The organism is Mesorhizobium comanense (assembly GCF_005503535.1).
Classification (GTDB): Bacteria; Pseudomonadota; Alphaproteobacteria; order Rhizobiales; family Rhizobiaceae; genus Mesorhizobium; species Mesorhizobium comanense.
Window position 1 is genome coordinate 63,099 of record NZ_SCNN01000010.1, and the last position, 21,458, is coordinate 84,556.

Sequence of the window (21,458 nt, forward strand, 5' to 3'; positions counted from 1 at the left end):
TCGTTCACCAGGACTAGGCCCGATTGGGGTTGAGGAGGCCGGTGAGAGCGACGCCGCCGATGATGATGACGGCCTGGATGATCTGCTGCAGGGATCGGTCGAAACCAAGTCCGAGCACGAGCTGGCTGAGATAGGTCAGGAAGAAGGCGCCAATCACCGTGGCCATCACGCTTCCCTGTCCGCCGCCGCCAATGGAATTGGTTCCCACCACAACCGCCGCCACGGTCCACAATATGTAGTCGTTGCCGAGAAACAGGCCGGGCGTGCTGAGAAAGCCGGCAAGCAGCACGCCGGCAATGGCATAGAGCGCCCCGGCCGCGGCATAGGTGCCGATCCGATAGAGCGTGACCGGCATGCCCAGCGCATGCGCGGCCGTGGCGTTCGCGGCGACGGCGACGAACTTTCGCCCCCAGACGGACACGTTCATGAAGCCGATCGAGGCACAGGCGATCAATGCCGCCACGTAGAGCGTGTTGGGGATGCCGAGGGTCTTGCCGATGATTGCGGAGGACAGGACCGTCGGGGCCTTGCTTGGCACGCCGCCGGAAGCGACGAGCGCGATGCCGATCAGTACGGCGTTGACGCCGATGGTCGTCACCAAAGGCGGCAAGCGGACAATCGTGACGAACAGGCCGTTGACGATGCCGGCCACCATGCCGACCGCTATCAACAGAAGCACGTAGAGAGCGACGCTCCACGCGCCGGCTTCGACGCCCGGCAAGAGCGTTACCAGAACGGCCGAAAGGGAGATCACTCCGGCCACGGACAGGTCGAGGCCCCGCTGCTGCACGACGATGTGCTGGCCGATCGCGGCAATGGCAAGCATCGCCGCGAAGGGGAGCATGGAGAGAAGCGCCGTGGACGAGAGCGAGCTCGGCGCCGCGACGCCCCCGATACAGAGCAGGACGACGACCGCCAGCGATGCCCTTCCGACGGTCGAGTTGAGCGCGGACAGGCCCGGCAAGGGGAGCTTGCGTGCGGACAACACCGAACCGCTCATCCTATGATCTCCCCTGGCTTCTTTGTGGCTGAACCGTTGCCTACTTGAACAGCTGCTTGAGCTGATCGACGGTGAGCTGCGAGGACAGCAAGGCGTCCGGCGGCAGCTCGCGGTTGCATTTCGGCTGCTTGCCGGGATCGTCGCTGTTTTCGAACAGCGGCAGCTTTATGATGCTCGGCTCGTCGTTGTTTATGCCCTGGGCGGCGGCCATGCCCTTGCGCAGGGCCAGACGCACCATCCAGTTGCGCGATGACGTGGTGGACAGCTTGAAGCCTGGATTGGCAGCCTTGTTGTCCTCCCAGAAGCAGGCAAGCTCATTGGCATCCTGCACCGCCCAGAGCGGGATGGGACGGCTGGCGGCGACGAAAGCACGCAGCGCCCCGACGGAGCCCAGGCCGTAATCGCCCATCACGGCATCGATCTTCGGATATTTGGCGAGCAGGCTGGCCATCACGCGCTGCGTCTCGGCCGGATCCCAGTTGGTGTCGACCGGACCTTCGAGCAGTTTGATGTTCGGATGGTCCTTGAATATCTCCTTCGCGCCTTCGACCAGGTTGATGCTGAGCGGATTGCCCGGCAGTCCGCCGAGCGAAATCACGTTGCCGCCGGCCGCGCCCAGCGTATCAACGATCCACTGTGCCTGCGTGCGTCCCTCGTCGCGAACGCTTTCGGTGGTCAGCGTCACATATTCGACCCCCGGCTTTCCCGGGAACGTCTCGCCGATGGAGTAGGGCACCACGGCGATGCCGGCATTCATCGCCTGTCGCATGACGCGAAACAGCGCCTCGCCGCTGTCGGGGAACACCAGGATGACATCGAACTTCTGGGCGATAAGGCCCTGAATGTCGGAAATCTGCTTTTGCGGATTGCCCTGGCCGTCCGTATAGCGAACCTCGGTGATGTTCTTGCATTTCGCGGCTTCGTCCTTGAACTCCGCCAGCGTGATCTTGCGCCAGGAGTTGCTGCCAAATCCATCGGACAAGGCCACTTTCACCGGCTTGGTGCCGCAGTATTTGGAAATGTCCTGCAGCTCGTCGACCGTGCCGACCTTGCCTGGCGAGACATCGACCTTGTCGAAGGACCCGGCGTGCGCGAACGATGATCCGAGCACCGAAACGGCGCCGGACAGCAGCGCCGCCGATAGAATTCGAGAGACGGTTTTCACTTGCTTGCTCCTCCACTGGGCGGCGCTCAAGGCCGCTTTTCCAAGACGTCTGTTGGTCTTTTGTTTGCGCAGGACCGGATGTCCGCGCGAGGCGCGCCCGGCTATTGGGCCAGGTAACCGCCGTCGATCACCAATTCGGCGCCCGTCATGAAACTGCTCTCGTCGCTGGCCAGAAACAGGCAGCCATTGGCAATCTCGCGCGGCGTTCCGGCGCGCTTCATCGGCGTAGCCGCTATTACGAAGGCATTGATCTCCGGAGCCTGTGACTGAGTGAGCGGCGTATCGATGAAACCCGGATGGATCGAATTCACGCGGATGCCGTCGGCGACATAAGTCAGCGCCGCGTTCTTGCTCATATTGGCCACGGCCCCCTTGGTGGCGTGATAGGCATGGGCGCCGGCAACGGCAGCGCTTCCCCAGATCGACGAGACGTTGACGATCGAGCCGCTTTTGTGCTGCCGCATCACTTTCACGGCCTCGCGCATGCCCAGGAAAACGCCGGTCTGGTTTACGGCGACGACTTTCGACCAGGCCGCGACATCCAGCTCATGGACCGGCTCATAGGCGATAATGCCCGCGTTGTTGACGAGGATATCGAGGCGTCCATGGCTGCGCACGACACGCTCGATGGCGCGCTCCCAATCCGCTTCATTTGCGACGTCCAGCTCAATGCCAATGACCCCGGCGGGGTAGGCGTCGGCTGGATTGCTCGTGCTGCCGGCGTAGACGACCGCGCCTTGCTCGCTAAACAATTCAACGATGCCGAGCCCGATGCCGCGTGACGCACCCGTCACCAGGGCAACCTTGTCCCTAAGCCTCATTGCCATTCCCTCCCTGGACGATCGTTACACCGTCATCCTGTATTACGGTATTCGTATAATATTTTGTTGTCAAGCCAGTCGGCTGCGGCGGAGTCCGGCGTCGTTTGGGCACGGCAGGCCAGCGGAATGTGCTTTCTTGCAGCTTCAATAATACCGTATTACGCAATTATTGACTGCCTGCCCGCGGAGTGCTACCCAATCGGCAAAGGAGGCTCGCATCGCGAGCGCAGGCATGGAGGAGGAACGCATATGCAAGCAGGCAGGGTCGCCGGAAAGGCAGCGATCGTCACGGGAGGAGCTCGTGGCATCGGCAAGGCCGCGGCTCTTCGCCTGGCGCAAGAGGGTGCCGCCGTGGCCATTTTCGACGTGCTTGCCGATGGCGAGGTGGTCGCCGAGGACCTTCGCGCGACCGGCGCGAGGGCGCAGTTCATCAAAGTCGACCTGACACAGGAGGCCGATGTCGAGGCCGGCATCGCCAAGGTGGCGGCCGACTATGGAACGGTCGATATCCTGGTCAACAACGCCGCCATTCCAGGCGTGAACAAGCTCACCCACGAGATCACGACGGACGAATGGGACCTGGTCTTCAAGATCAATGTAAGGGGCACTTTTCTGACGTCGAAGCACGTGCTGCCGCTGATGATGGCGCAGAACGCAGGTTCGATCATCAACCTGTCATCCATCTACGGCCTTATCGGCAGCAATGACTTGCCGGCCTACCACGCCACGAAGGGCGCGGTGCTTCTCATGACCAAGACGGACGCCATCTGCTATGCGCCACATGGCGTTCGCGTCAACGCGGTTCATCCCGGCTCCACCAAGACCGAACTGTTCATGCAGGCGGCCGAAACCTACCCCGACGGCAAGGACGCCTACCTGGCCATGATGAAGGTGAAACACCCGTTGACCCTCGGCGAGCCCGTGGATGTTGCCAACTGCATCCTCTTTCTTGCCTCCGACGAGTCACGGTTCGTCACCGGCACCAGCCTCGTCTGTGATGGAGGCTATACCGCGCAATAGCGGAATCGACGCAGCAATCGGGACCCGGGCGAAATCACGGCGCTCTTCGAGCGCACCCGGTCCGCGGGTCAAGACTTTGGAGGAAAGGAACTGACTGACATGAAAGAACAAACGAGAAAGCCCGTCGAAACACTCGACGCCGTGGTGCTTGGCGCCGGATTTGCAGGCATCTGCATGCTGCACAAACTCCAGAACGACCTTGGATTGAAGGCGCGCGTCTTCGACAAGGCTGGCGGGGTGGGGGGCACATGGTACTGGAACCGCTATCCCGGTGCGCGCTCGGACACGGAAAGCTGGGTCTATTGCTATTCCTTCGACCCGCAGCTCTATCGCGATTGGAAATGGACCGAGCGATACCCTCGTCAGCCTGAAATTCTCGCCTATCTCGAACATGTCGTCGATCGCTTCGACCTGCGCAAGAACATCCAGCTTTCGACGCTCGTCACCAAGGCCCACTACAACGAGGCGACCGATCGCTGGGACGTCGAGACCGACAAGGGCGACCGGGTTTCGGCAAAGTTCCTGATCACCGGCCTGGGCATTCTATCGGCCGCCAACAAGCCCTCGTTCAAGGGCGAGGAAATCTTCGAGGGGCAGGTCCTGCATACCGCTCTTTGGCCAACGACGCCCGTCGATTTCAGGGGCAAGCGGGTCGGTGTCATCGGCAACGGCTCGACGGGCGTGCAGGTGATGTCGGACCTGGCTTCGCAAGCAGGCCATCTGACGCTCTTCCAGCGTTCGGCACAATATTCGGTTCCGGCGCGCAACCACCCTATCGACCCTGCCTTCCTGGAAACGATTGCCGGCGATCTGGACGGTTATTTCGACCGGGTGCGCCGCACCGCGACGGTGTTCGCGTTCGAGGACGCCAAAAACGGAGCGATGGAGGTTTCGGCCGCGGAACGGGAACGTGTCTACGAACAGGCATGGCAGAGCGGCGGCGGCTTCAACTTCATGTTCGGCACCTTCAACGACATCGCCGTCAATCCGGATTCAAACGCCACCGCCAGCGATTTCATCAAGAAGAAGATCGCAGAGGTGGTGAAAGACCCGAAGAAGCGCGCGCTCGTGATGCCCACCGATATCTATGCGCGCCGGCCGCTCTGCGACAATCACTATTACGAGGCGATCAACCAGGACAATGTCGACGTCGTCGATATCAGAAAGCACCCGATCGTGGAGTTCACGCAGAACGGCATACGCACCGAGGAAGGCGAAATTGAACTGGACATCGTCATTTTCGCCACCGGCTTCGACGCGGTGACCGGCAATTTCGTGCGCATCGATTTCCAGGGCCGCAACGGCCGGAAGATGAAGGACCATTGGAAGGATGGTCCGCGCGCCTATCTCGGCCTGTCCGCTGCCGGCTTCCCCAACATGTTTTCCCTTTACGGGCCGCCGGGTCCCTTCACCAACCAGCCGCCAGCCATCGAATGGCAGTGCGAGTGGGTGTCGAAAGCCATTCGCGACGCCAATGCCGGGAATATTGCCTCGATCGAGGCCACCGCGGAAGCAGAACAGGCCTGGCTGGACGAGTGCATCCGCATCGAGGGCATGACGCTTTTCGGCAAGATCGACTGGTGGGTGTCCGGCGCCAACATTCCGGGCAAGGTGCGCGCGGTCAGCTTCTACATGGGTGGCTTCGGCGAATACATGAAGCATGCCGAGGCCTGCCGGGACAACAACTACCAAGGCTACAAGCTCACGGCGGCAAAAGCGGCGGCTGCGTGAACAAACGACAGAGCAAGGTGTCCGGAGCCTCCGGGCACCTTGAGGACAACGGGAAATGGGATCAATGACGCAGTCTTGCGCGGTTGTTACAGGCGGTGGCCGAAACATAGGTCAGGCGATCGCGCTGCGTCTGCAGCAGGACGGCTATCGCGTCATCGCGCTCGACATTGTCGAGCCGGAAGCGGACAGCCTTCGCGCCGATGCGCGGATCGTCGACCTTTCGGACCGTGCCGCCGCAGAGGCGGTTTTTGCCGAAATCGCCGGCGCGCTGCCGGTGACCTGTCTGGTCAACAATGTCGGCATTGTCGCCCCCGCTTCGTTCGACGAGGTGGATATCGGCGATTTTGACCGCCTGATGCATCTCAATGTGCGCACGGCAATCATCGCCGCCAAAGCCCTTGTTCCGGTCATGCGTCGCTCTGGCGGCGGCCGCATCGTCATGAACACCAGCCGCGTCACGCTGGGAAAACAGGCGCGAACCCTCTACAGCGCCACCAAAGGCGCGATGCAAAGCATGGCGCGCACCTGGGCGCTTGAACTGGGCAAGGATGGCATAACGGTCAATTGCGTTGCGCCGGGACCGATAGGCACCACGGCCTTCTGGAAGAACAATGCCCCGGATTCCGACTATACGATGGATCTTGTCCGCAGCATTCCCGTCGGCAGGATCGGTACAGCGGAGGACGTGGCCAATGCAGTCAGCTTCTTTTGCGACAGCCGCAGCGGTTTTGTGACAGGCCAGACGCTTTTTGTATGCGGTGGCGTTACCGTGGGATGATCGCACAGTGCGTCATTCCCGTATTACTGCCCGACAGGAGGCTCTATGACCCTGGGGTGTTAAGCGTTAAAATGAAACCGACTCAAATCTTGGGTATTGGGCGATGAAAACGGACAGGACAGCTCAACGTACCGCGGCCCCGCTTCGGCAGCAGGTGGTCAAGCTCATTCGTGAGGACATCCTGAATGGGCAGCTTGTACCGGGGCAGCGTCTGGTCGAAGTGGCGATGTGCGAGACCTACGGCGTATCGCGTACAGTGGTTCGCGAAGCGCTGCGGCAGCTCGAATCCGAGTATCTCGTCAGCGTGCTTCCCAACAGCGGGCCGATCGTGACGGTGCTGACCCAGGCGGAAATCAAGGCGATTTACGTGGTGCGGGCCGCACTCGAGGGACTTGCCGGAAAGCTGTTTGCGCAGAATGCTTCGCAGAAGGATTGCAACGCGTTCCTGAGGCTGCGCGACAGGCTCGACCGGGACTACCGCAAGGGTGATGTCGACAGCCGCGAGGAGTTCAAGGCGGAGTTTTATGCAGTGCTGTTGCGCGGCGGCGGCAACGAAGTGCTGAAGGAATCACTGCGCAGCATGCATGCGCGCATCGCCATGTTCCGCCGCTTTGCTTTCGTCGACGAAGCCCGCACCGAGGGCTCGATCGTCGAACTGGAGCACATCATCGATGCCGCCGCGAAGGATCGCGATGCGCAAGCCGCCTGGCATTGGTGCGAACATCATATCCTGGAAGCCGCCGATCTGGCGATCTACGAGTATGTCCGCCGCAACAAGGATCTGGCCAGCGTGGCCTGAGCGCCGGCGGCCGCGGCGTAAGACGGTCGCCAAGTCTGCCCTTCATGATTGTATGGCATAGGCGGCCAGCAGTTCCCTCATCTCGCGTTTGATGGCGATGGGTTGTCTCCGTTCGAGATCGAACGAGACTATGACGGTGCGGCTGTGTGCGGCGCAAGACTCGCCAAGGAACACTGCCTGCAGGATGTGGATCGAGCTGTTGCCGACCTTTTCTACCCCAACCGCCGCCGTGACCTGGGCGGGCCAGCCGATTTCGCGGACAAAATCGATATCGAGATGAGCCATTGTGAACCCGGTTGATGCCCCGGCTTTCCCCGCCGTTTCGACGAGGAGCCGCGTGCGGCTTTCTTCCATGATCGACATGTACGCCGCATTGTTGACATGTCCCATCGGGTCTAGGTCGGAAAACCGGATGTCGTGAACCGACCGCCAGGCAAATGTCGTCAGGTTCGGCAGTTCCGAGCGCATCGCTTCCCACCCGCTTCCATGAGCGGCCGCCAGCTTGCCCTGCCGCATCGCCGTTCGCAATCGGCGTTCCTGCCTCTCCGCCTTCGAAAAGGTCCGCGGATGCGTGCCGTCGCGGCCCGAGCCGGCACTTGCGAGTCAGATAAACATTCAGTATGATCGTAATACGGTATTAGATTATGTGAAAATGACCTGGTCGCGAACGGCAGGAGAGGCCCCCATGAACGAACAGTCTTCGAGGCTCGTTGCCACCCGCACGCCAGCTCCGATGGTGTCGCCCGAGCTCTACATCGATGGCGAATGGCGATCCGGTAGTGAGACCTTCGCGGTCCACAACCCCGCCGACGGATCGGTCCTGTGGGAAGTCGCCGACGCGACAGCCGACGATGCCACGGCCGCGCTCGATGCCGCCGTCGCGGCGCAGCCATCGTGGCGCAAGATGGCGCCCCGGGCGCGTGCGAACCTGCTTCATGCGGCGCATCGGCTGATGCTCGCCCGGGAAGCCGACATCGTGCTGGCCATGACGCTCGAAAGCGGCAAGCCGCTGACCGAATCGCGCGCCGAATTCAACCTGTCTGTCGACTTCCTGCTCTGGTTCGCCGAGCAGGTGGCCCATGTGCACGGTACCTATGCGGACAGCTCGAACGGGGGGTTCAGGATTGTCGTCTCGCACCAGCCGGTCGGGCCCAGCCTGCTGATCACGCCCTGGAATTTCCCCTTGCTGATGATCGTCAGAAAGGCGGGAGCGGCCCTGGCGGCCGGCTGTACCATCGTGGCGAAATCCGCACAGGAGACACCGTTGACGAACGCCTTGTTCGTTCAGGTGCTTCATGATGCCGGCTTTCCCAAAGGCGTGGTGAACCTGCTTCACACCTCGACATCGTCGGCGATTTCGGAAACGCTGATGGCCGACAGCCGGCTGCGCAAGGTGAGCTTCACGGGGTCCACGCGTGTCGGCAGCGTTCTGTTGCGACAGGGCGCCGAGAACATCTTGAACTGTTCTCTTGAGCTTGGGGGCGACGGCCCCTTCGTCGTTCTCGATGATGCCGATGTGGACCTCGCGGTGGCTCAGGCGGTCATCTGCAAATATCGCAACGCCGGCCAGGCTTGCGTGGCGGCGAACCGCATCATCGTCCACCGCGCCGTCGAGAAGGAATTCACCGCGAAGTTCGTGGAAATGGTCAGGGGACTCAAGGTCGGCAACGGGCTCGATGTCGTCGATGTCGGGCCGATGATATCGGCTCGACAACGCGACCGGCTGCAGGCAACGATTGCCGATCTGGTCAGGGGAGGTGGCGAGGTGCTGGCCGGCGGCAAGGCCATCGACGGGCCCGGTTATTTCTTCGAGCCTACCGTGGTCCGCTTCGGGCAGCGCAGCGACGTGATGTGCAATCAAGAATTGTTCGCGCCGGTGGCCACCATCTTCGCGGTGGACAGTGTGGCCGAAGCACTGGCGTTCGCCAACGATTCACGGTTCGGGCTGGCGTCCTACGTCTTCACGCAGGATCTGACCCGGGCCGTTGCCTTTGGCGAGCAGCTCGAGTTTGGAATGGTTGGCATCAATCGCGGCATCATGGCGGATCCCGCGGCGCCCTTCGGCGGCACCAAGGCGTCCGGGCTCGGCCGGGAGGCCGGACACGACGGCATCTATGAGTTTCTCGAAAAGAAATATATGGCCGTTACCGTTGGCGAGCCGACGGAGAGGTTCTGATGGCATTGGAAAATCGGCTCGGTCTCGGCTTTGCGCGGCAGCCCAAGATGGTGCTGTTCGGGCCCGGTCAGCGCCGGCAACTGCCCTATACGGTCAAGGCGGTTGCCCGGCATGCCCTTGTTGTCACCGACGAGCGCATGGCGACCACGCCGCAACTGAAAGAAATGGTCGCCTCGATCGAAGCCGCCGGCGTCAAGGTTTCGCTCTACGACCGCGCACTGCCTGACCTGCCGCGCGCCAACATAGTCGAGGCGACCGGGCGCTTCGCCGGCACGGGCATCGATGCGGTCGTCGGCATTGGCGGCGGCAGCTGCATGGATCTCGCGAAAGCGGTCGCGGTGGTGCTCGCCAATGGCGGCGACGTGCGCGACTATTACGGCGAGTTCAAGGTTCCAGGTCCGGCGCTGCCGATCGTCACCGTGCCGACGACGGGGGGCACGGGCGCCGAAGTGACGAGCATCGCCGTCATCTTCGACGACGAGAAGAACATGAAGATGGCTATCGCCGATGCCCACATCGAGCCACATGCCGCCATCATTGATCCCGAGCTTACGATTTCGTGTCCTCCAGGGCTGACGGCCGCGACCGCGGCGGATGCTTTGTCCCATCTCGTCGAGGCGTTCACCGCCCGGCCGAAGAACCCGTCGGCGGAAGAGATCGCCACGAAAATATATGTCGGCAAGAACCGGATCACCGACATGTTCTGCGCGCAGGGACTGGCCCTCATGAACACCGGGCTGGCACGCGTCGTGGCCGATCCGGGCGACCTCGCGGCGCGTTCCGACGTCATGTTCGCGGCCTATTGCGCTGGCATGGCGATCAACACCACCGGCACGGCCGCCGCACATGCGATCCAAAGCCCGATCGCCGCCGTCAGCCATGCCTCGCATGGCTTCGGCGTTGGCGCGCTGCTGCCTTATGTGATGCGCTTCAACCTGCCCTATTGTGTGCCGGAGTTCGCGGAGATGGCGCGCATCCTCAAAGCGGCGGATGGATCAGAGCCGTTGCTCGAACAGGCGCGCAACGGAATTGTCCGCATCGAGGCGTTGCTGGCAACGGTAGGCACACCGCTCAACCTCAGGGATATCGGCCTGCGGCCCGAGCATTTCCAGCAAGTCGCGAGACAATCCATGCTGGCGTCCCGCCTGGTTGTGAACAACCCCGGACCTATGAGCGAGGACGCGGTCGCCGCACTTCTGGCGCGCGGCTACAATGACGATCGAAGCTGGTGGGAGAGGCCCTGATTTCGCACCGGGGCGCCAGTTGAACGACACGCAAGGACGAACGTTGGGAGGTTTTATGGCGGCGCCGTTTCGCAAGAGTCAGAATGCCGGCTGGTTCCGGTTCTATCTCGGTGACTTCGAATGCACGGTGGTCTGGGACGGCTACATCCACCATGGATATGAGGGTATTTTCCCCAATGCCGATCCACAGGAGATGGGCCGTCTGCAGCATGACTGGCACCTGCCTTCGGACCATATTCCGATGGATCTCAACCCGGTGGTCGTCAATACCGGCGAGAAACTGATCCTGGTCGACACGGGAATGGGCAGGACGTCCACCATGTTCGGGAACACGATGGGGCGCATGCTGGAAAACATGCGTGCGTCCGGCATCGAGCCCGAGGAAATCGATGTCGTGCTGATGACCCATCTGCATCCGGACCACTCTTTCGGGTTGATCAATCCGGACGGGTCCGCGACCTTTGCGAACGCCGATCTTTACGTGACGCGGACCGATTGGAACGAATGGGCCAACGAAGCCAACCTGACGCGCAACGATTTCAAAGCGCCGTGGTCGGAAGGAACGCTGGCCGCCGTGGCGCCTTACCGGCAGCGGCTGCATTTCGTGACGCCGGGCAAGGAAGTGCTGCCCGGCATCGTCGCCTTCAGTGTCGCCGGTCACAGCAGCGGCCAATGCGCCTACATTTTCGAAAGCAGGGGCGAGAAGGTGGTCTTCACCGGCGATGTCGCACATCACCAGATCTACGATCCCGCCCATCCGGAATGGTTCTTCCACATGGACTACGACAGCGATCCCGAAATGGGGGCGGCGGCCAAGTCAGCCATTTTCGCCAAAGCTGTCGACGAGGGTATCCGGTTCCATGGCTATCATTTTCCCTACCCCGGCCTTGGGGACATGGTCCGGCGGCCGGACGGGACATATCGCTTCCATCCCCAGACCATGAATCCACGGCTATATCCCAGCGGTCAGGAAGGATAGTCCGTGGCTCGCTCCGCTCCGGCGGACGCAACTCGGATGCGTGAAAGCCTGTCCGCTCAAGGGTCAACGGAGCGCTTTGTGGCCGAACTTTCTCGGCAATGAATGTCGGCCCCGGGGGGTTCGAGAGCTTACGTTTCCTCAACGGAGCCGGCAGAATAGCCGGCTGTCGGCCTCTCCACGGCCGGGGTAAACCCGTTGCGCCCAGGGAGCGCAAGCGCGGAGGCGCATCTGCGATGCGGCTCTCGTCTTCGAGCAGTCGAGGTCGAAATCGCCGGGCGTCTGACCCACTCCTGGACGAGAAAGCCTTCTTCCCGACGGTGCGCCCAAGATTTGACGCGGCGACAGCCAGCATTCACCAAGCCCCAGGCTTGCGTCTGGCAAGCGCCTAATTTTCTGAGACTGGTCGATATTAATCATCGCTAATACACAGCCCGGCAATCAAAATACACTAGAAATTTTGCGATCACTTCAATCGATTCGACTGCGTTAAGCAGGTCGAAACCGTCTTGTGATTGTATAGTGCCATTGAGGTGTGCGGGTTACAGGGTTTATTGTGGAACAGCGTGAACGGCGGCACGACATCGACCTGTTGCGTGTGCTGAGCTTCGGCACGCTGATAATCTACCACACGAGCCTGCTGTACGGCACGAAGACCTGGCTCTTGAATTCTGAAGAAGATATCCGGCTGATCGATCTGATTGCGGTCGGATCTCATCCGTGGCGGATGAGCCTGCTTTTTTTCTTGTCGGGTCTGGTAACGTCGTCACTTCTCGACAGAAAATCCGTTGGCGAAATCCGGAGGTCGCGGACACGGCAACTGCTGCTGCCTTTGTTTGTGGGTGTTCTCCTGATCGTGCCTCCGCAAATATATCTATCCCAGTTCAACCCTCTCCCCGAATTGTCGTACTGGGAATTCTGGAAGGCTTACGTGATCTCCGGCCTTCGTCTGGAGCACATGTGGTTTCTGGCCTATCTCTGGATTTATATCTTCGTGTGGTCACTCGTATGGCCACGGCTTGCGAGGCACTGGCCAGGACTATCCGGCGCTTTCGCGTCTTTCCTCAAAGGCGCAAACCTGTTCGTGGCTCCGATAGTATACCTTTCGATCCTCAGGCTGTGGCTCTACCCGATCGTTGGGGAAACCTTGGTCATCACGAACGACCCCTATGCGCACATCCTTTATTTCTCGATGTTCATGGCGGGCTCCCTCCTGATGAACGAACAGAGTTTCTGGCGCGAGATCGACCGGCAAAGATGGATGAGCTGCGCCCTTGCAGTCCTCTCGTTCCTTGCCCTGGCGACAGTCGTGGTCGCCATTCCGCGCGAGCAGTGGCCAGATGCGCTTGTCGCGGTGATGCGTGTCGTCAGATCGATATTCCAGTGGTGCGCGATCATTGCATTGCTGGCGTTCGCAAGACGGATCGCCACGCGGCCCAACCGGGTCGTCGCGCATCTGAACAAGTCGATACTGACGTATTATATTGTCCACCAGACTATAATAATCATCCTGGCCCATTTCGCCGCGGTGTTCGGATTTCTGGATGTATCGTCTTTTGTTCCGATCGTATTGGCTACGGCACTCGTTTGCATAATGATTGCCGAGACGAAGAGACTATCGGCCGTTTACCTCTGGCCTTTGGCTCCAAGGTTGACGGCCTTTCGAAGGGCGGAGCGGGCGCCGGTATCGTGATGGGCAGGCTGGGTTTCCCCGAGGCAATCGCCGGTGGGGTTCTGGCGTAACCGGTTCAGTTCATTGCGGCGGCGCGGGCGTGGCGTTGCCGGAAAAACCAAGCCCGTCGGTGGTGCGGGATGCAAACGGCAATTCGATTGTCGATGGAGCCTCTGAACTCTTTGGCAATGAAACACAGGATGGCTTTACGGCCCTGGCGGCTTTCGACTCCATGGGGCAGGAGGTGGCCCTGAAGCTCTCGGCCTTCAATCAGCGTGTGACGCCGGAACTGAACGGGGTTGTCGAAGAGATCGCAGCTGATCTCAGTGTCGACGAGCGCAGCGGCGCGGGCTTCTACACGGTTCGCGTCAGCCTGCCGCTCGGAACTGAAGAAGTTGAAAGGCCTTACCCTGGCGCCGGGCATGCCCGTCGAGGCGTTCTTCTCCACCGGCAGCCGGACCATGCTGTCCTACCTGGTAAAACCACTGGCCGATCAGATAGCGCGGGCGTTCCGTGAGGAGTGACATGGAGGCCTTTGGGCAAGCTTCAATTCCAGGCGGTTCGGTGGCTGCCCAGGGCTCTTCTTCCGGTGCCATCCAGCGATGGTCGATCGGGCCATTGCTGGCAATGCTGGTGATCGCGACAGCAGGCTTGGCCCTTCGTCTTTTTGGCGCGCGGGGGGATCTCTGGCTTGATGAGATATGGACCTTTGCGCTGCTTGAGCCGCTGACCTCGGTCGATCAGATATTTTGGCGGATAAATCACGACAACAATCATTTCCTCAATTCGGTCTATCTCTATCTGGTCGGCCCTGACGCATCGTCACTGCTTCAACGTGGCCTGTCGGTGGCATTGGGCGTTGGGACCGTCGTTGCCGCCGGCCTGGTGGCGGCTTCACGCGGACGGCGCACCGCCATCGTTACCAGTGTGTTGTTTGCGACCAGCTACCCGATGGTCCACTACGGCTCCGAGGCGAGAGGCTATGCTGGTCTCGTGCTGTTCACGCTGCTCTCCATCCTGTTTCTGGAACGCCGACTGCAAGACCGCGGTTCCGCCATCGCCTTTGCGGCGATGGTCCTGCTTGGCTTCCTGTCCCATCTCACCATGGCAGAAACGGTGGCGATCCTTGTTGCCTGGGCTTCTTGGCGTGTCTGGTCACGTACGGGCAGCCTCGCCGCCACCAATCACGAGGTCGGCCTGATTTTCGCGCCGGCCTTTTTGGCCGTTCTTCCGCTTGCAGCTTGCGTGCTCCTTGGCGGTGTATTGTTCGGGTTCCAGATCGGCGGCGTTTCCCCGTTTACGTTCCAGACCTTCGCCCAAGGATATGGCGGTATGATCCGCTATCTGTTGGGCCTGCCTTGGGGGATAAGCGATTGGGCCTGCATAGTCTCGGCTTGCGGTCTGGTCCTTGTTTCTGCCGGAGTGTGGCGCGACCCACGGTCCAGCCTCTACGTCATAGGGATCTGCGGGCTGCCCCTGCTGATCGCGGTGGCGCATGTGCCGAATGTGGAGTTTCCGCGCTACTTTCTGGTCAGCGGAACGCTGTTGTTGCTTCTCGTTGGCCAGCTGTTGGGGCGCGGCCTCTACGCAGGGAGAAGAGGTATCGCGCTATCCGTTGCCGTCCTGGCGGCAATTCTGATCGGCAACACAGGCTCGCTGATTGAATTCTACAAATATGGGCGTGGGTCCTATTCAAAGATCGTCGACCAGGTCGCGCTGGGCGACGATTCCTCCTACGCGACAAGCCATGATCTTCGAACTGGGATGGTCGTCGATTATTTCACCGACCGTCTCGACCGCCAGGCAACGTTGGTGCCCGTGGACAAAATGTGCTTCGCACCCCCAGCCTGGCTGATCCTGGAGCGGGCTACCAATGAACAGCAGCAAATCGTCCAAGCGGCGCCGGGTTGCACCCTGACATTCGAACGGACTGACACGGCAACAGCCTGGGGTCTCGCAGGCACTGGCTGGACGTTGTATCGGCGCCACAACTGATGCGTCTCGAAGATGCCACCAGGAGGTAGCCACTCCCGATCTAACAGATGGATATTATGAGAAACCAACCGTCCGCCGGGAGGAGCTGTGCCGGCGCTGGTACGATATCCCCGGCGCCGGAGGTCTTCCAGCCACCATATGACTAGCCGAGCCTAGAGCGGTTCAGCGTTTCACAGAATCGTCGAACCGCTCTAAGCCTTTGTTTTTACGCAATTCCGAACGGAAAACCGCTACGCACTTTTCCTGGAATTGCTCTAGCCTTTCTCCAGTGCTGGGCAGGATTTTACGTCCCGTGCCGCGCTCCTTGCAGGCTTGCACGAAATTTCATGTGCTGATTTTTCCACCGGGTGCCTTGACGAGCATTGGCAAGCCGCATATGCAGTGTTGCGAGGGATTTCATGTGATGAAATTTCTTGCACAAATGCAGGTGATGGGCTTCTATCACCATGGGCTTCAAGCGGAGGAAAACATGAAAAGGGTAAAACTGGCCGGCGCGCTGAGCGCGGCCACGATGGCTGTTGCGCTCATGTCCACGGGCATCGCATCGGCCCAGAGCAAATTCCAGTGCAAGGAAGGCGAGACCTACGTCATGAACGTCATGGTTTCGGCGCATCCCTATTGGGTCCCGGTCTACCAGGGCTTCAAGCAGGCCGCCCAGGCTATGGGCTGCAAGACGGTTTTTTCCGGAACCCCGGACTATGACATCACCAAACAGATCGCATCGTTCGAACAGGACCTGATCAAGAAGCCGGCCGGCGTGCTGCTGCACCCGATGCAGGCCGATCCGTTCATCGAGCCCATCAACGCCGCGATCGCCAACGGCACCACTGTCGTGACCTTCGCCGCCGACTCGCCGAAGTCGAAGCGCGTCTCCTACATCACCTCGGACAATCTGGCGGAAGCCAAGTTCGCCGCCGAGGAGATCGTCAAGCAGGTCGGCGACAGCGCGGAATATGCGGTTCTCGAGAATCCCGGCCAGAGCAACCATGATCTTCGCGTCACCGCGCTGATCGATTATTTCGCCAAGAACTACCCGAAGATGAAGCTGGTCGGCCGCCAGGCCTCGAACCAGGACGCCACGGTCGCCAACAAGGCGGTCGCCTCGATGCTGCAGGCAAATCCCAACCTGAAGGCGCTGTGGATTCCGGAGGCCGGCTCGGCTGAAGGCGCGGTGGCCGCGGTTCTGGAAGCCAAGGCCAAAGTGCTGATCATGCACGCCGACATCACGCCGGCGACGCTCGAGCAGATCAAGGCCGGCAACATCCATATGGCGCTCAGCCCCAACCAGGGCATGCAGGGCTATCTCGGTTTCGTCGCAACCTTCATGGCGGCGCATCCGGACCTGATCGATCCTTTCAACGACTACAAGACCTCTGGCTTCAACCCGATGGCGATACCCTTTGCCGACAACGGCTTTGCCGTCATCACCAAGGAGAACGCCGACTCGTTCGACCTGAACAAGTACATGGAAGGTCGCGATCCGAGTTAGGATTGCAACTTTCTCGGCCCCGCGCCTCTTCATGGCGCGGGCCTGTCCTTCCAACGCTGTCGTGAATGCAATGGATCATCCCGTCATCCTCAAGATATCGAACCTCAGCAAGTCGTTCGGACCGGTCCGGGCGCTGCGAGGTGTCGACCTGGAACTGCGCCGGGGCGAAATCCACGCGATCGCCGGCGAGAACGGCGCCGGCAAATCGACCCTGATGAAGGTCATTGACGGTATCCTTCTTCCCGACGGTGGCGACATCGTCATCGACGGGAAACCCGTGACCATCGCGTCGCCGACCGAGGCGCAAAAGCTCGGCATCGGCTTCGTGCATCAGGAAATCGCGCTCTGCCCGGATGTCTCGGTCGCCGAGAACATCTTCATGGGCGTGACCAACACCAGCAAAGCCCTGCTGATGAATTACGCGGACCTCAGGAAACGCGCCTCGGCCATCCTTCGGCAACTCGGTGACATCAATGCTTCCGCCCTGGTGCGCACGCTTTCCATTTCCCAGCAGCAGCTGGTCGAGATCGCCAAGGCGCTGACGCTCGACTGCCGCATCCTGATCTTCGACGAGCCGACCGCCGCGCTGACCGAGCGCGAAGCCAAGATCCTGTTCGAGATCATCCACCGGCTGGCAAGCCGGGGCATCGCCATCATCTACATCTCGCATCGCATGGCCGAAATCTTCGACAACTGCGACCGCGTGACGGTCTTGCGCGACGGCCGTTACATCACCACGCACGACATCAGGGATACGACGCCCGAACAGGTCGTCGCCGCGATGGTCGGGCGCGTCATCGACAAGCTCTATCCGGAAAAGCAGCGCGCGGACGAGAGGTCGGAAGAGGTCATCCTCGATGTTTCCAACCTCTGCGAAGCCACGCGCTTCCGCGACGTCTCCTTTCAATTGAAGAAGGGCGAAATCCTCGGCCTCGGAGGATTGATCGGCGCGGGACGCAGCGAAATCGTCAAAGGCATCTGCCGCCTCGAAGGGGAGGTGACCGGCACGGTCGCCTTGCACGGCAAGCCGCTCTCGCTGGCGCATTATGGCGACAGCATCGACGCCGGCATGGTCTATCTCTCCGAGGATCGCAAGGGCGACGGCCTGTTCCTGGACATGTCGATCGCCTCGAACATTTCAGCGCTCGCGGTCGAACGGGTCGCTTCCCGCGCCGGGCTGATCAACGCTGGCCGCGAAACACGGCAGGCACAGGAATTGGGCCGCCGCCTGGCGCTCAAATGTGGCCATGTCAACGATGCGGTCTCCACGCTCTCGGGCGGCAATCAGCAGAAAGTGGCGATCGCCAAGATGCTGTCAGTGGCGCCGAAAGTGATCTTTCTCGATGAGCCGACCCGAGGCGTCGATGTCGGCGCGAAGGCCGAGATTCACCGGATCGTCCGCGACCTCGCCCGCAGCGGCGTCGGCGTGATTATCATCTCATCGGAACTGCCTGAACTGATCGGCGTCTGCGACCGCGTGCTGGTTGTGCGCGAGGGGCGGATAACAGGCGAGGTCACCGGCGACGACATGACGGAGGAGAACATCATGTACCTGGCATCGATCGCGGACGAACGGCCGCGCGCGGCATGAGTGTCGAGGGAGCCATGGCAACGACAAGCAACCCCGTGAATGGCGAGGCGGGTTCAACCGGCAACGCGCTTGGCCGCCTGTTCAGGATGCGCGAGACCGGCCTTATCCTGATCATCGCGGTGCTGTTCATCGTGATGTCCTTCGCGTCACCCTACTTCCTCACCTGGGACAATATGCGGGCGATGGCGATGGCCTTCGCGGTCGAAGGCATTGTCGTCGTCGGCATGACAATCCTGCTGATCTCGGGCGGCATCGACCTTTCCGTCGGCTCGGTCACCGCGCTGGCGATGGTGATCGCCGGCTGGCTCTTCCTCAACGGGCTGGACCCCTGGACGGCTTCCCTCGTCGCCATCATGGCGTGCACGGCGATCGGCGCGATCATGGGCTTTTTCGTCACCAAGGTGGGCCTGCATCATTTCATCGTGTCGCTGGCGGTGATGGTCATCGCGCGTGGACTTTGCCTGCTGGGCACGGGCGGGCGCCCGCTCGGCCTCTACACGTTGCCGCCGGAGTTCAAGTTCATCGGACAGGGTTCGATCGGACCGATCCCGGTGGTGATCGTCATTTTCGTGCTGTTCGTCGTGGTCTTCGACTTCATGCTTCGGCGCACGACGATCTTTCGCAAGGTGTTCTACACCGGCAGCAACGAGAAGGCGGCGGCCTATTCAGGCATCCGCACGACCAAGGTGATCTTCCTCACCACCACGCTCTGCGCGGCGCTGAGCGGAGTCGCGGGCATTATCTACATGGCGCGGTTCGGCTCGGCGCAGCCGACCTTCGGCGTCGGCATGGAACTGAACGTGATCGCCGCCGCGGTCATCGGCGGCGCAAGCCTCAAGGGCGGTTCGGGCACGATTCTCGGGGCAATCCTGGGGACCATCCTGCTTTCCGTGGTTTCCAGTTCGCTCGCCCTGCTGGACGTTTCCATCTACTGGCAGGACATTATCCGCGGCTCGATCCTGCTGACCGCGGTAACGATCGACCACTATCTGAACAAGCGTCGCGGCTGACCGGGGATCGAAAAAACCATGGCTGACGGCAAAGAAGAATTCTCGACCATCCGGCAAATCCACACCGTGCTGGTGCTGCATTTCATAGACGGCATGAAGCAGAACGACATCGCCGCCGCGCTCAACCTGTCGCCATCCAAGGTGAACCGGCTGATCGCGCAGGGGCGCAAGCTCGGCATGCTGAAGATCGCCATCGAAAGCCCGTTCCAGTTGCTGGTGGAGATCGAGCAAAAGCTTGTCGCGTTCTCGGGGCTCCAGAGCGCGCTGGTGACGCCGACGGTGATCGGCAGTCCCGACAGCACCCTGCAGCAGGTCGGTCGCGCCGCCGCGAACCAGTTGCTCGAAACGTTGCGTGATGGCGATGTCATTGCCATTACCGGGGGCAAGGCGGTGAGCGCCGTGGTCGAGAATATCGAGGCCGAGCGTGCGTTCGACGTGACGGTGGTTCCGCTGACCGGCGGGGTTCAGGGCAAGTTCTACACCGATGTCAATCATCTCGCGACGCGTCTGGCCGAGCGGCTCGGCGGCTCGACGCTCCTTCTGCACGCGCCGCTCTTTGCCGAAAGCTCCACGCAGCGCGACCTCCTGATGGACATGGCCTCGGTACGCGAGGTCTTCGATCTTGCCCGCAAGGCTGCCATCGCGCTGGTCGGCATCGGCTCGATCCAAACGCCGGGGTCGAGCTACTTCGACCTGCTTCCGACCTCCGGTCCAGATCGTGAAATCCTGGCCAGGAGTGGCGCTGTCGGCGAGTTCCTGGCCCACCTTATCCGAGAGGACGGGACGATCGCCGACTATCCGCCGAATTCGCGCCTGATTGCCCTGGACCCAGCGGACCTTTCGCGTTGCCGCACGGTCATGGGCGTCGCCTCCGGCGTCGAAAAGGTACAGCCGATCCGCGCCGCACTGAGCGGCGGCTATCTGAAATCGCTCGTCGTCGACGAAGACACGGCCCATGCCGTATTGGGCAATACCGGGAGCATTCGTAATGTCGCTTGAAACCTTGACGCGGAAGATCGGCCGATCCGGCATCGAAGCGTCCGCGGTCGGACTGGGCACGTGGGCGATCGGCGGGTGGATGTGGGGCGGAACCGACGAGAGCCAGTCGATCGACGCAATCCGCGCTTCCATCGACGAGGGCGTGTCGTTGATCGACACCGCGCCGGCCTATGGTCAGGGCCTGTCGGAAGAGATCGTCGGCAAGGCCATCAAGGGACGGCGCGACAAGGTCGTTCTGGCGACGAAGCTGGGACTTGTCTGGCACACGACCAGGGGCAACTTCTTTTTCGACTACGATGGCAAGCCGGTGCACCGTTATCTCGGGCGCGACTCCGTCGTCTATGAAGTGGAGCAGAGCCTGAAGCGGCTCGGCACGGATTACATCGACCACTACATCACGCACTGGCAGGATCCTACGACGCCCGTCGCCGAAACGATGGAGGCGCTGGAGCGGCTCAAGGCTCAGGGCAAGATCCGGTCGATCGGCGCCAGCAATGTCGTTCCGGCCGACGTCAAGGCCTACCTTGCCGCGGGCCAGATCGACGCGATCCAGCAGGAATACAGCATGGTGGCGCGCGACCTTGAGGTCGAACTGGCGCCCTATTGCATCGACAATGGCGTCTCAATCCTGAGCTATTCGTCGCTCGGTCTTGGACTTCTGTCCGGAAAGGTCGGCCCGGACCGGGTGTTCTCTGGAGACGATCAGCGCAAGGACAATCCGCGCTTCTCGAAGTCCAATCGCGAAAAGGTCGCCCGGCTCATGGGCGCCATTGGCCTGATCGCGCAAGCGCATGACGCCACCGAGGCTCAGATCGTCATCGCCTGGACGTTGCAGCAGCCGGGGATCACCTTCTCGCTGTGCGGTGCGCGCAATCCGCGGCAGGCGAAGGAAAACGCCAGGGCCGGGCGTATCCGGCTTTCAAACGACGAGATCAAACGCATCAGCGAGGCGGCGAAACAGAACCTGACTGATCTCGACGCCTGACATCGAA

General features: G+C 61.2%; 18 protein-coding genes and 1 pseudogene. 15 read left to right on the top strand and 4 right to left on the bottom strand.

Annotated features, from left to right (window positions below; genetic code table 11):
* Nucleotides 1-13: 13 nt before the first annotated feature.
* From FFS37_RS18135 to FFS37_RS18145, 3 genes are all read right to left on the bottom strand, one after another.
* Complete coding sequence (locus tag FFS37_RS18135) at nucleotides 14-1,000, bottom strand: ABC transporter permease (RefSeq protein ID WP_137932334.1); 987 nt, start codon at nucleotides 998-1,000, stop codon at nucleotides 14-16.
* Nucleotides 1,001-1,040: 40 nt separating this feature from the next.
* A complete protein-coding gene (locus tag FFS37_RS18140; protein ID WP_171026323.1) occupies nucleotides 1,041-2,165 on the bottom strand; it encodes a substrate-binding domain-containing protein in 1,125 nt (374 codons plus the stop codon).
* A 101-nt stretch (nucleotides 2,166-2,266) separates the two neighbouring features.
* Nucleotides 2,267-2,986: an SDR family NAD(P)-dependent oxidoreductase gene (locus tag FFS37_RS18145; protein WP_137932336.1), complete on the bottom strand. Its 720-nt coding sequence runs from the start codon at nucleotides 2,984-2,986 to the stop codon at nucleotides 2,267-2,269.
* Nucleotides 2,987-3,235: 249 nt separating this feature from the next.
* Here FFS37_RS18145 and FFS37_RS18150 point away from each other — a divergent pair, with 249 nt between their 5' ends.
* The 4 genes from FFS37_RS18150 to FFS37_RS18165 all read left to right on the top strand — a co-directional run bounded on the left by FFS37_RS18150 (nucleotide 3,236) and on the right by FFS37_RS18165 (nucleotide 7,314).
* Nucleotides 3,236-4,006 carry an SDR family NAD(P)-dependent oxidoreductase gene (locus FFS37_RS18150; RefSeq protein ID WP_137932337.1) on the top strand — a complete coding sequence of 257 codons (771 nt, stop codon included), beginning with the start codon at nucleotides 3,236-3,238 and terminating at the stop codon, nucleotides 4,004-4,006.
* 99 nt (nucleotides 4,007-4,105) lie between these two features.
* Nucleotides 4,106-5,737: a flavin-containing monooxygenase gene (locus FFS37_RS18155; RefSeq protein ID WP_137932338.1), complete on the top strand. Its 1,632-nt coding sequence runs from the start codon at nucleotides 4,106-4,108 to the stop codon at nucleotides 5,735-5,737.
* Between the two features lie 64 nt (nucleotides 5,738-5,801).
* On the top strand, nucleotides 5,802-6,515 hold the full coding sequence (locus FFS37_RS18160) for an SDR family NAD(P)-dependent oxidoreductase (RefSeq protein WP_137932339.1): 714 nt from the start codon (nucleotides 5,802-5,804) through the stop codon (nucleotides 6,513-6,515).
* A gap of 103 nt (nucleotides 6,516-6,618) precedes the next feature.
* A complete protein-coding gene (locus FFS37_RS18165) occupies nucleotides 6,619-7,314 on the top strand; it encodes a GntR family transcriptional regulator (RefSeq protein WP_137932340.1) in 696 nt (231 codons plus the stop codon).
* Between the two features lie 42 nt (nucleotides 7,315-7,356).
* Here FFS37_RS18165 and FFS37_RS18170 read toward each other — a convergent pair whose 3' ends face one another.
* Entirely contained in the window at nucleotides 7,357-7,842 is a 486-nt protein-coding gene (locus FFS37_RS18170) for an acyl-CoA thioesterase (protein WP_137932341.1), read from the bottom strand.
* A 157-nt stretch (nucleotides 7,843-7,999) separates the two neighbouring features.
* On the opposite strand from FFS37_RS18170, the gene FFS37_RS18175 reads away from it, so the two are divergent.
* From FFS37_RS18175 to FFS37_RS18225, 11 genes and pseudogenes are all read left to right on the top strand, one after another.
* Entirely contained in the window at nucleotides 8,000-9,490 is a 1,491-nt protein-coding gene (locus tag FFS37_RS18175; protein ID WP_137932342.1) for an NAD-dependent succinate-semialdehyde dehydrogenase, read from the top strand.
* Complete coding sequence (locus FFS37_RS18180; RefSeq protein ID WP_137932343.1) at nucleotides 9,490-10,734, top strand: iron-containing alcohol dehydrogenase; 1,245 nt, start codon at nucleotides 9,490-9,492, stop codon at nucleotides 10,732-10,734. Before FFS37_RS18175 ends, FFS37_RS18180 begins: the two co-directional genes overlap by 1 nt.
* A gap of 55 nt (nucleotides 10,735-10,789) precedes the next feature.
* Nucleotides 10,790-11,713: an MBL fold metallo-hydrolase gene (locus tag FFS37_RS18185; protein ID WP_137932344.1), complete on the top strand. Its 924-nt coding sequence runs from the start codon at nucleotides 10,790-10,792 to the stop codon at nucleotides 11,711-11,713.
* Nucleotides 11,714-12,266: 553 nt separating this feature from the next.
* A complete protein-coding gene (locus FFS37_RS18190; protein ID WP_171026324.1) occupies nucleotides 12,267-13,403 on the top strand; it encodes an acyltransferase family protein in 1,137 nt (378 codons plus the stop codon).
* A gap of 211 nt (nucleotides 13,404-13,614) precedes the next feature.
* A pseudogene (locus FFS37_RS18195) lies at nucleotides 13,615-13,906 on the top strand (HlyD family type I secretion periplasmic adaptor subunit); the annotation flags it as partial.
* Nucleotide 13,907: 1 nt separating this feature from the next.
* Nucleotides 13,908-15,377 (top strand): glycosyltransferase family protein, encoded by a 1,470-nt coding sequence (locus FFS37_RS18200; protein ID WP_137932346.1) that lies wholly within the window; start codon nucleotides 13,908-13,910, stop codon nucleotides 15,375-15,377.
* Nucleotides 15,378-15,846: 469 nt separating this feature from the next.
* Nucleotides 15,847-16,866, top strand: a complete 1,020-nt coding sequence (locus FFS37_RS18205; RefSeq protein WP_137932347.1) for a substrate-binding domain-containing protein — start codon at nucleotides 15,847-15,849, stop codon at nucleotides 16,864-16,866.
* Between the two features lie 70 nt (nucleotides 16,867-16,936).
* Complete coding sequence (locus tag FFS37_RS18210; protein ID WP_137932348.1) at nucleotides 16,937-18,457, top strand: sugar ABC transporter ATP-binding protein; 1,521 nt, start codon at nucleotides 16,937-16,939, stop codon at nucleotides 18,455-18,457.
* Nucleotides 18,458-18,471: 14 nt separating this feature from the next.
* Nucleotides 18,472-19,467, top strand: a complete 996-nt coding sequence (locus FFS37_RS18215) for an ABC transporter permease (RefSeq protein ID WP_137932349.1) — start codon at nucleotides 18,472-18,474, stop codon at nucleotides 19,465-19,467.
* 18 nt (nucleotides 19,468-19,485) lie between these two features.
* On the top strand, nucleotides 19,486-20,466 hold the full coding sequence (locus tag FFS37_RS18220; RefSeq protein ID WP_137932350.1) for a sugar-binding transcriptional regulator: 981 nt from the start codon (nucleotides 19,486-19,488) through the stop codon (nucleotides 20,464-20,466).
* The gene (locus FFS37_RS18225; RefSeq protein WP_137932351.1) at nucleotides 20,456-21,451 is read left to right on the top strand and encodes an aldo/keto reductase; all 996 of its coding nucleotides are present in this window, start codon (nucleotides 20,456-20,458) and stop codon (nucleotides 21,449-21,451) included. The genes FFS37_RS18220 and FFS37_RS18225 overlap by 11 nt, the downstream gene beginning before the upstream one ends.
* The last annotated feature ends 7 nt before the right edge of the window (nucleotides 21,452-21,458 follow it).

What these genes read in the sequence shown, in the direction of transcription:
- FFS37_RS18135 (WP_137932334.1), bottom strand. Translation starts at nt 1,000, where the DNA reads ATGAGCGGTTCGGTGTTGTCCGCACGCAAGCTCCCCTTGCCGGGCCTG.
- FFS37_RS18145 (WP_137932336.1), bottom strand. Translation starts at nt 2,986, where the DNA reads ATGAGGCTTAGGGACAAGGTTGCCCTGGTGACGGGTGCGTCACGCGGC.
- FFS37_RS18150 (WP_137932337.1), top strand. Translation starts at nt 3,236, where the DNA reads ATGCAAGCAGGCAGGGTCGCCGGAAAGGCAGCGATCGTCACGGGAGGA.
- FFS37_RS18155 (WP_137932338.1), top strand. Translation starts at nt 4,106, where the DNA reads ATGAAAGAACAAACGAGAAAGCCCGTCGAAACACTCGACGCCGTGGTG.
- FFS37_RS18160 (WP_137932339.1), top strand. Translation starts at nt 5,802, where the DNA reads ATGACGCAGTCTTGCGCGGTTGTTACAGGCGGTGGCCGAAACATAGGT.
- FFS37_RS18165 (WP_137932340.1), top strand. Translation starts at nt 6,619, where the DNA reads ATGAAAACGGACAGGACAGCTCAACGTACCGCGGCCCCGCTTCGGCAG.
- FFS37_RS18175 (WP_137932342.1), top strand. Translation starts at nt 8,000, where the DNA reads ATGAACGAACAGTCTTCGAGGCTCGTTGCCACCCGCACGCCAGCTCCG.
- FFS37_RS18180 (WP_137932343.1), top strand. Translation starts at nt 9,490, where the DNA reads ATGGCATTGGAAAATCGGCTCGGTCTCGGCTTTGCGCGGCAGCCCAAG.
- FFS37_RS18185 (WP_137932344.1), top strand. Translation starts at nt 10,790, where the DNA reads ATGGCGGCGCCGTTTCGCAAGAGTCAGAATGCCGGCTGGTTCCGGTTC.
- FFS37_RS18200 (WP_137932346.1), top strand. Translation starts at nt 13,908, where the DNA reads ATGGAGGCCTTTGGGCAAGCTTCAATTCCAGGCGGTTCGGTGGCTGCC.
- FFS37_RS18205 (WP_137932347.1), top strand. Translation starts at nt 15,847, where the DNA reads ATGAAAAGGGTAAAACTGGCCGGCGCGCTGAGCGCGGCCACGATGGCT.
- FFS37_RS18210 (WP_137932348.1), top strand. Translation starts at nt 16,937, where the DNA reads ATGGATCATCCCGTCATCCTCAAGATATCGAACCTCAGCAAGTCGTTC.
- FFS37_RS18215 (WP_137932349.1), top strand. Translation starts at nt 18,472, where the DNA reads ATGGCAACGACAAGCAACCCCGTGAATGGCGAGGCGGGTTCAACCGGC.
- FFS37_RS18220 (WP_137932350.1), top strand. Translation starts at nt 19,486, where the DNA reads ATGGCTGACGGCAAAGAAGAATTCTCGACCATCCGGCAAATCCACACC.
- FFS37_RS18225 (WP_137932351.1), top strand. Translation starts at nt 20,456, where the DNA reads ATGTCGCTTGAAACCTTGACGCGGAAGATCGGCCGATCCGGCATCGAA.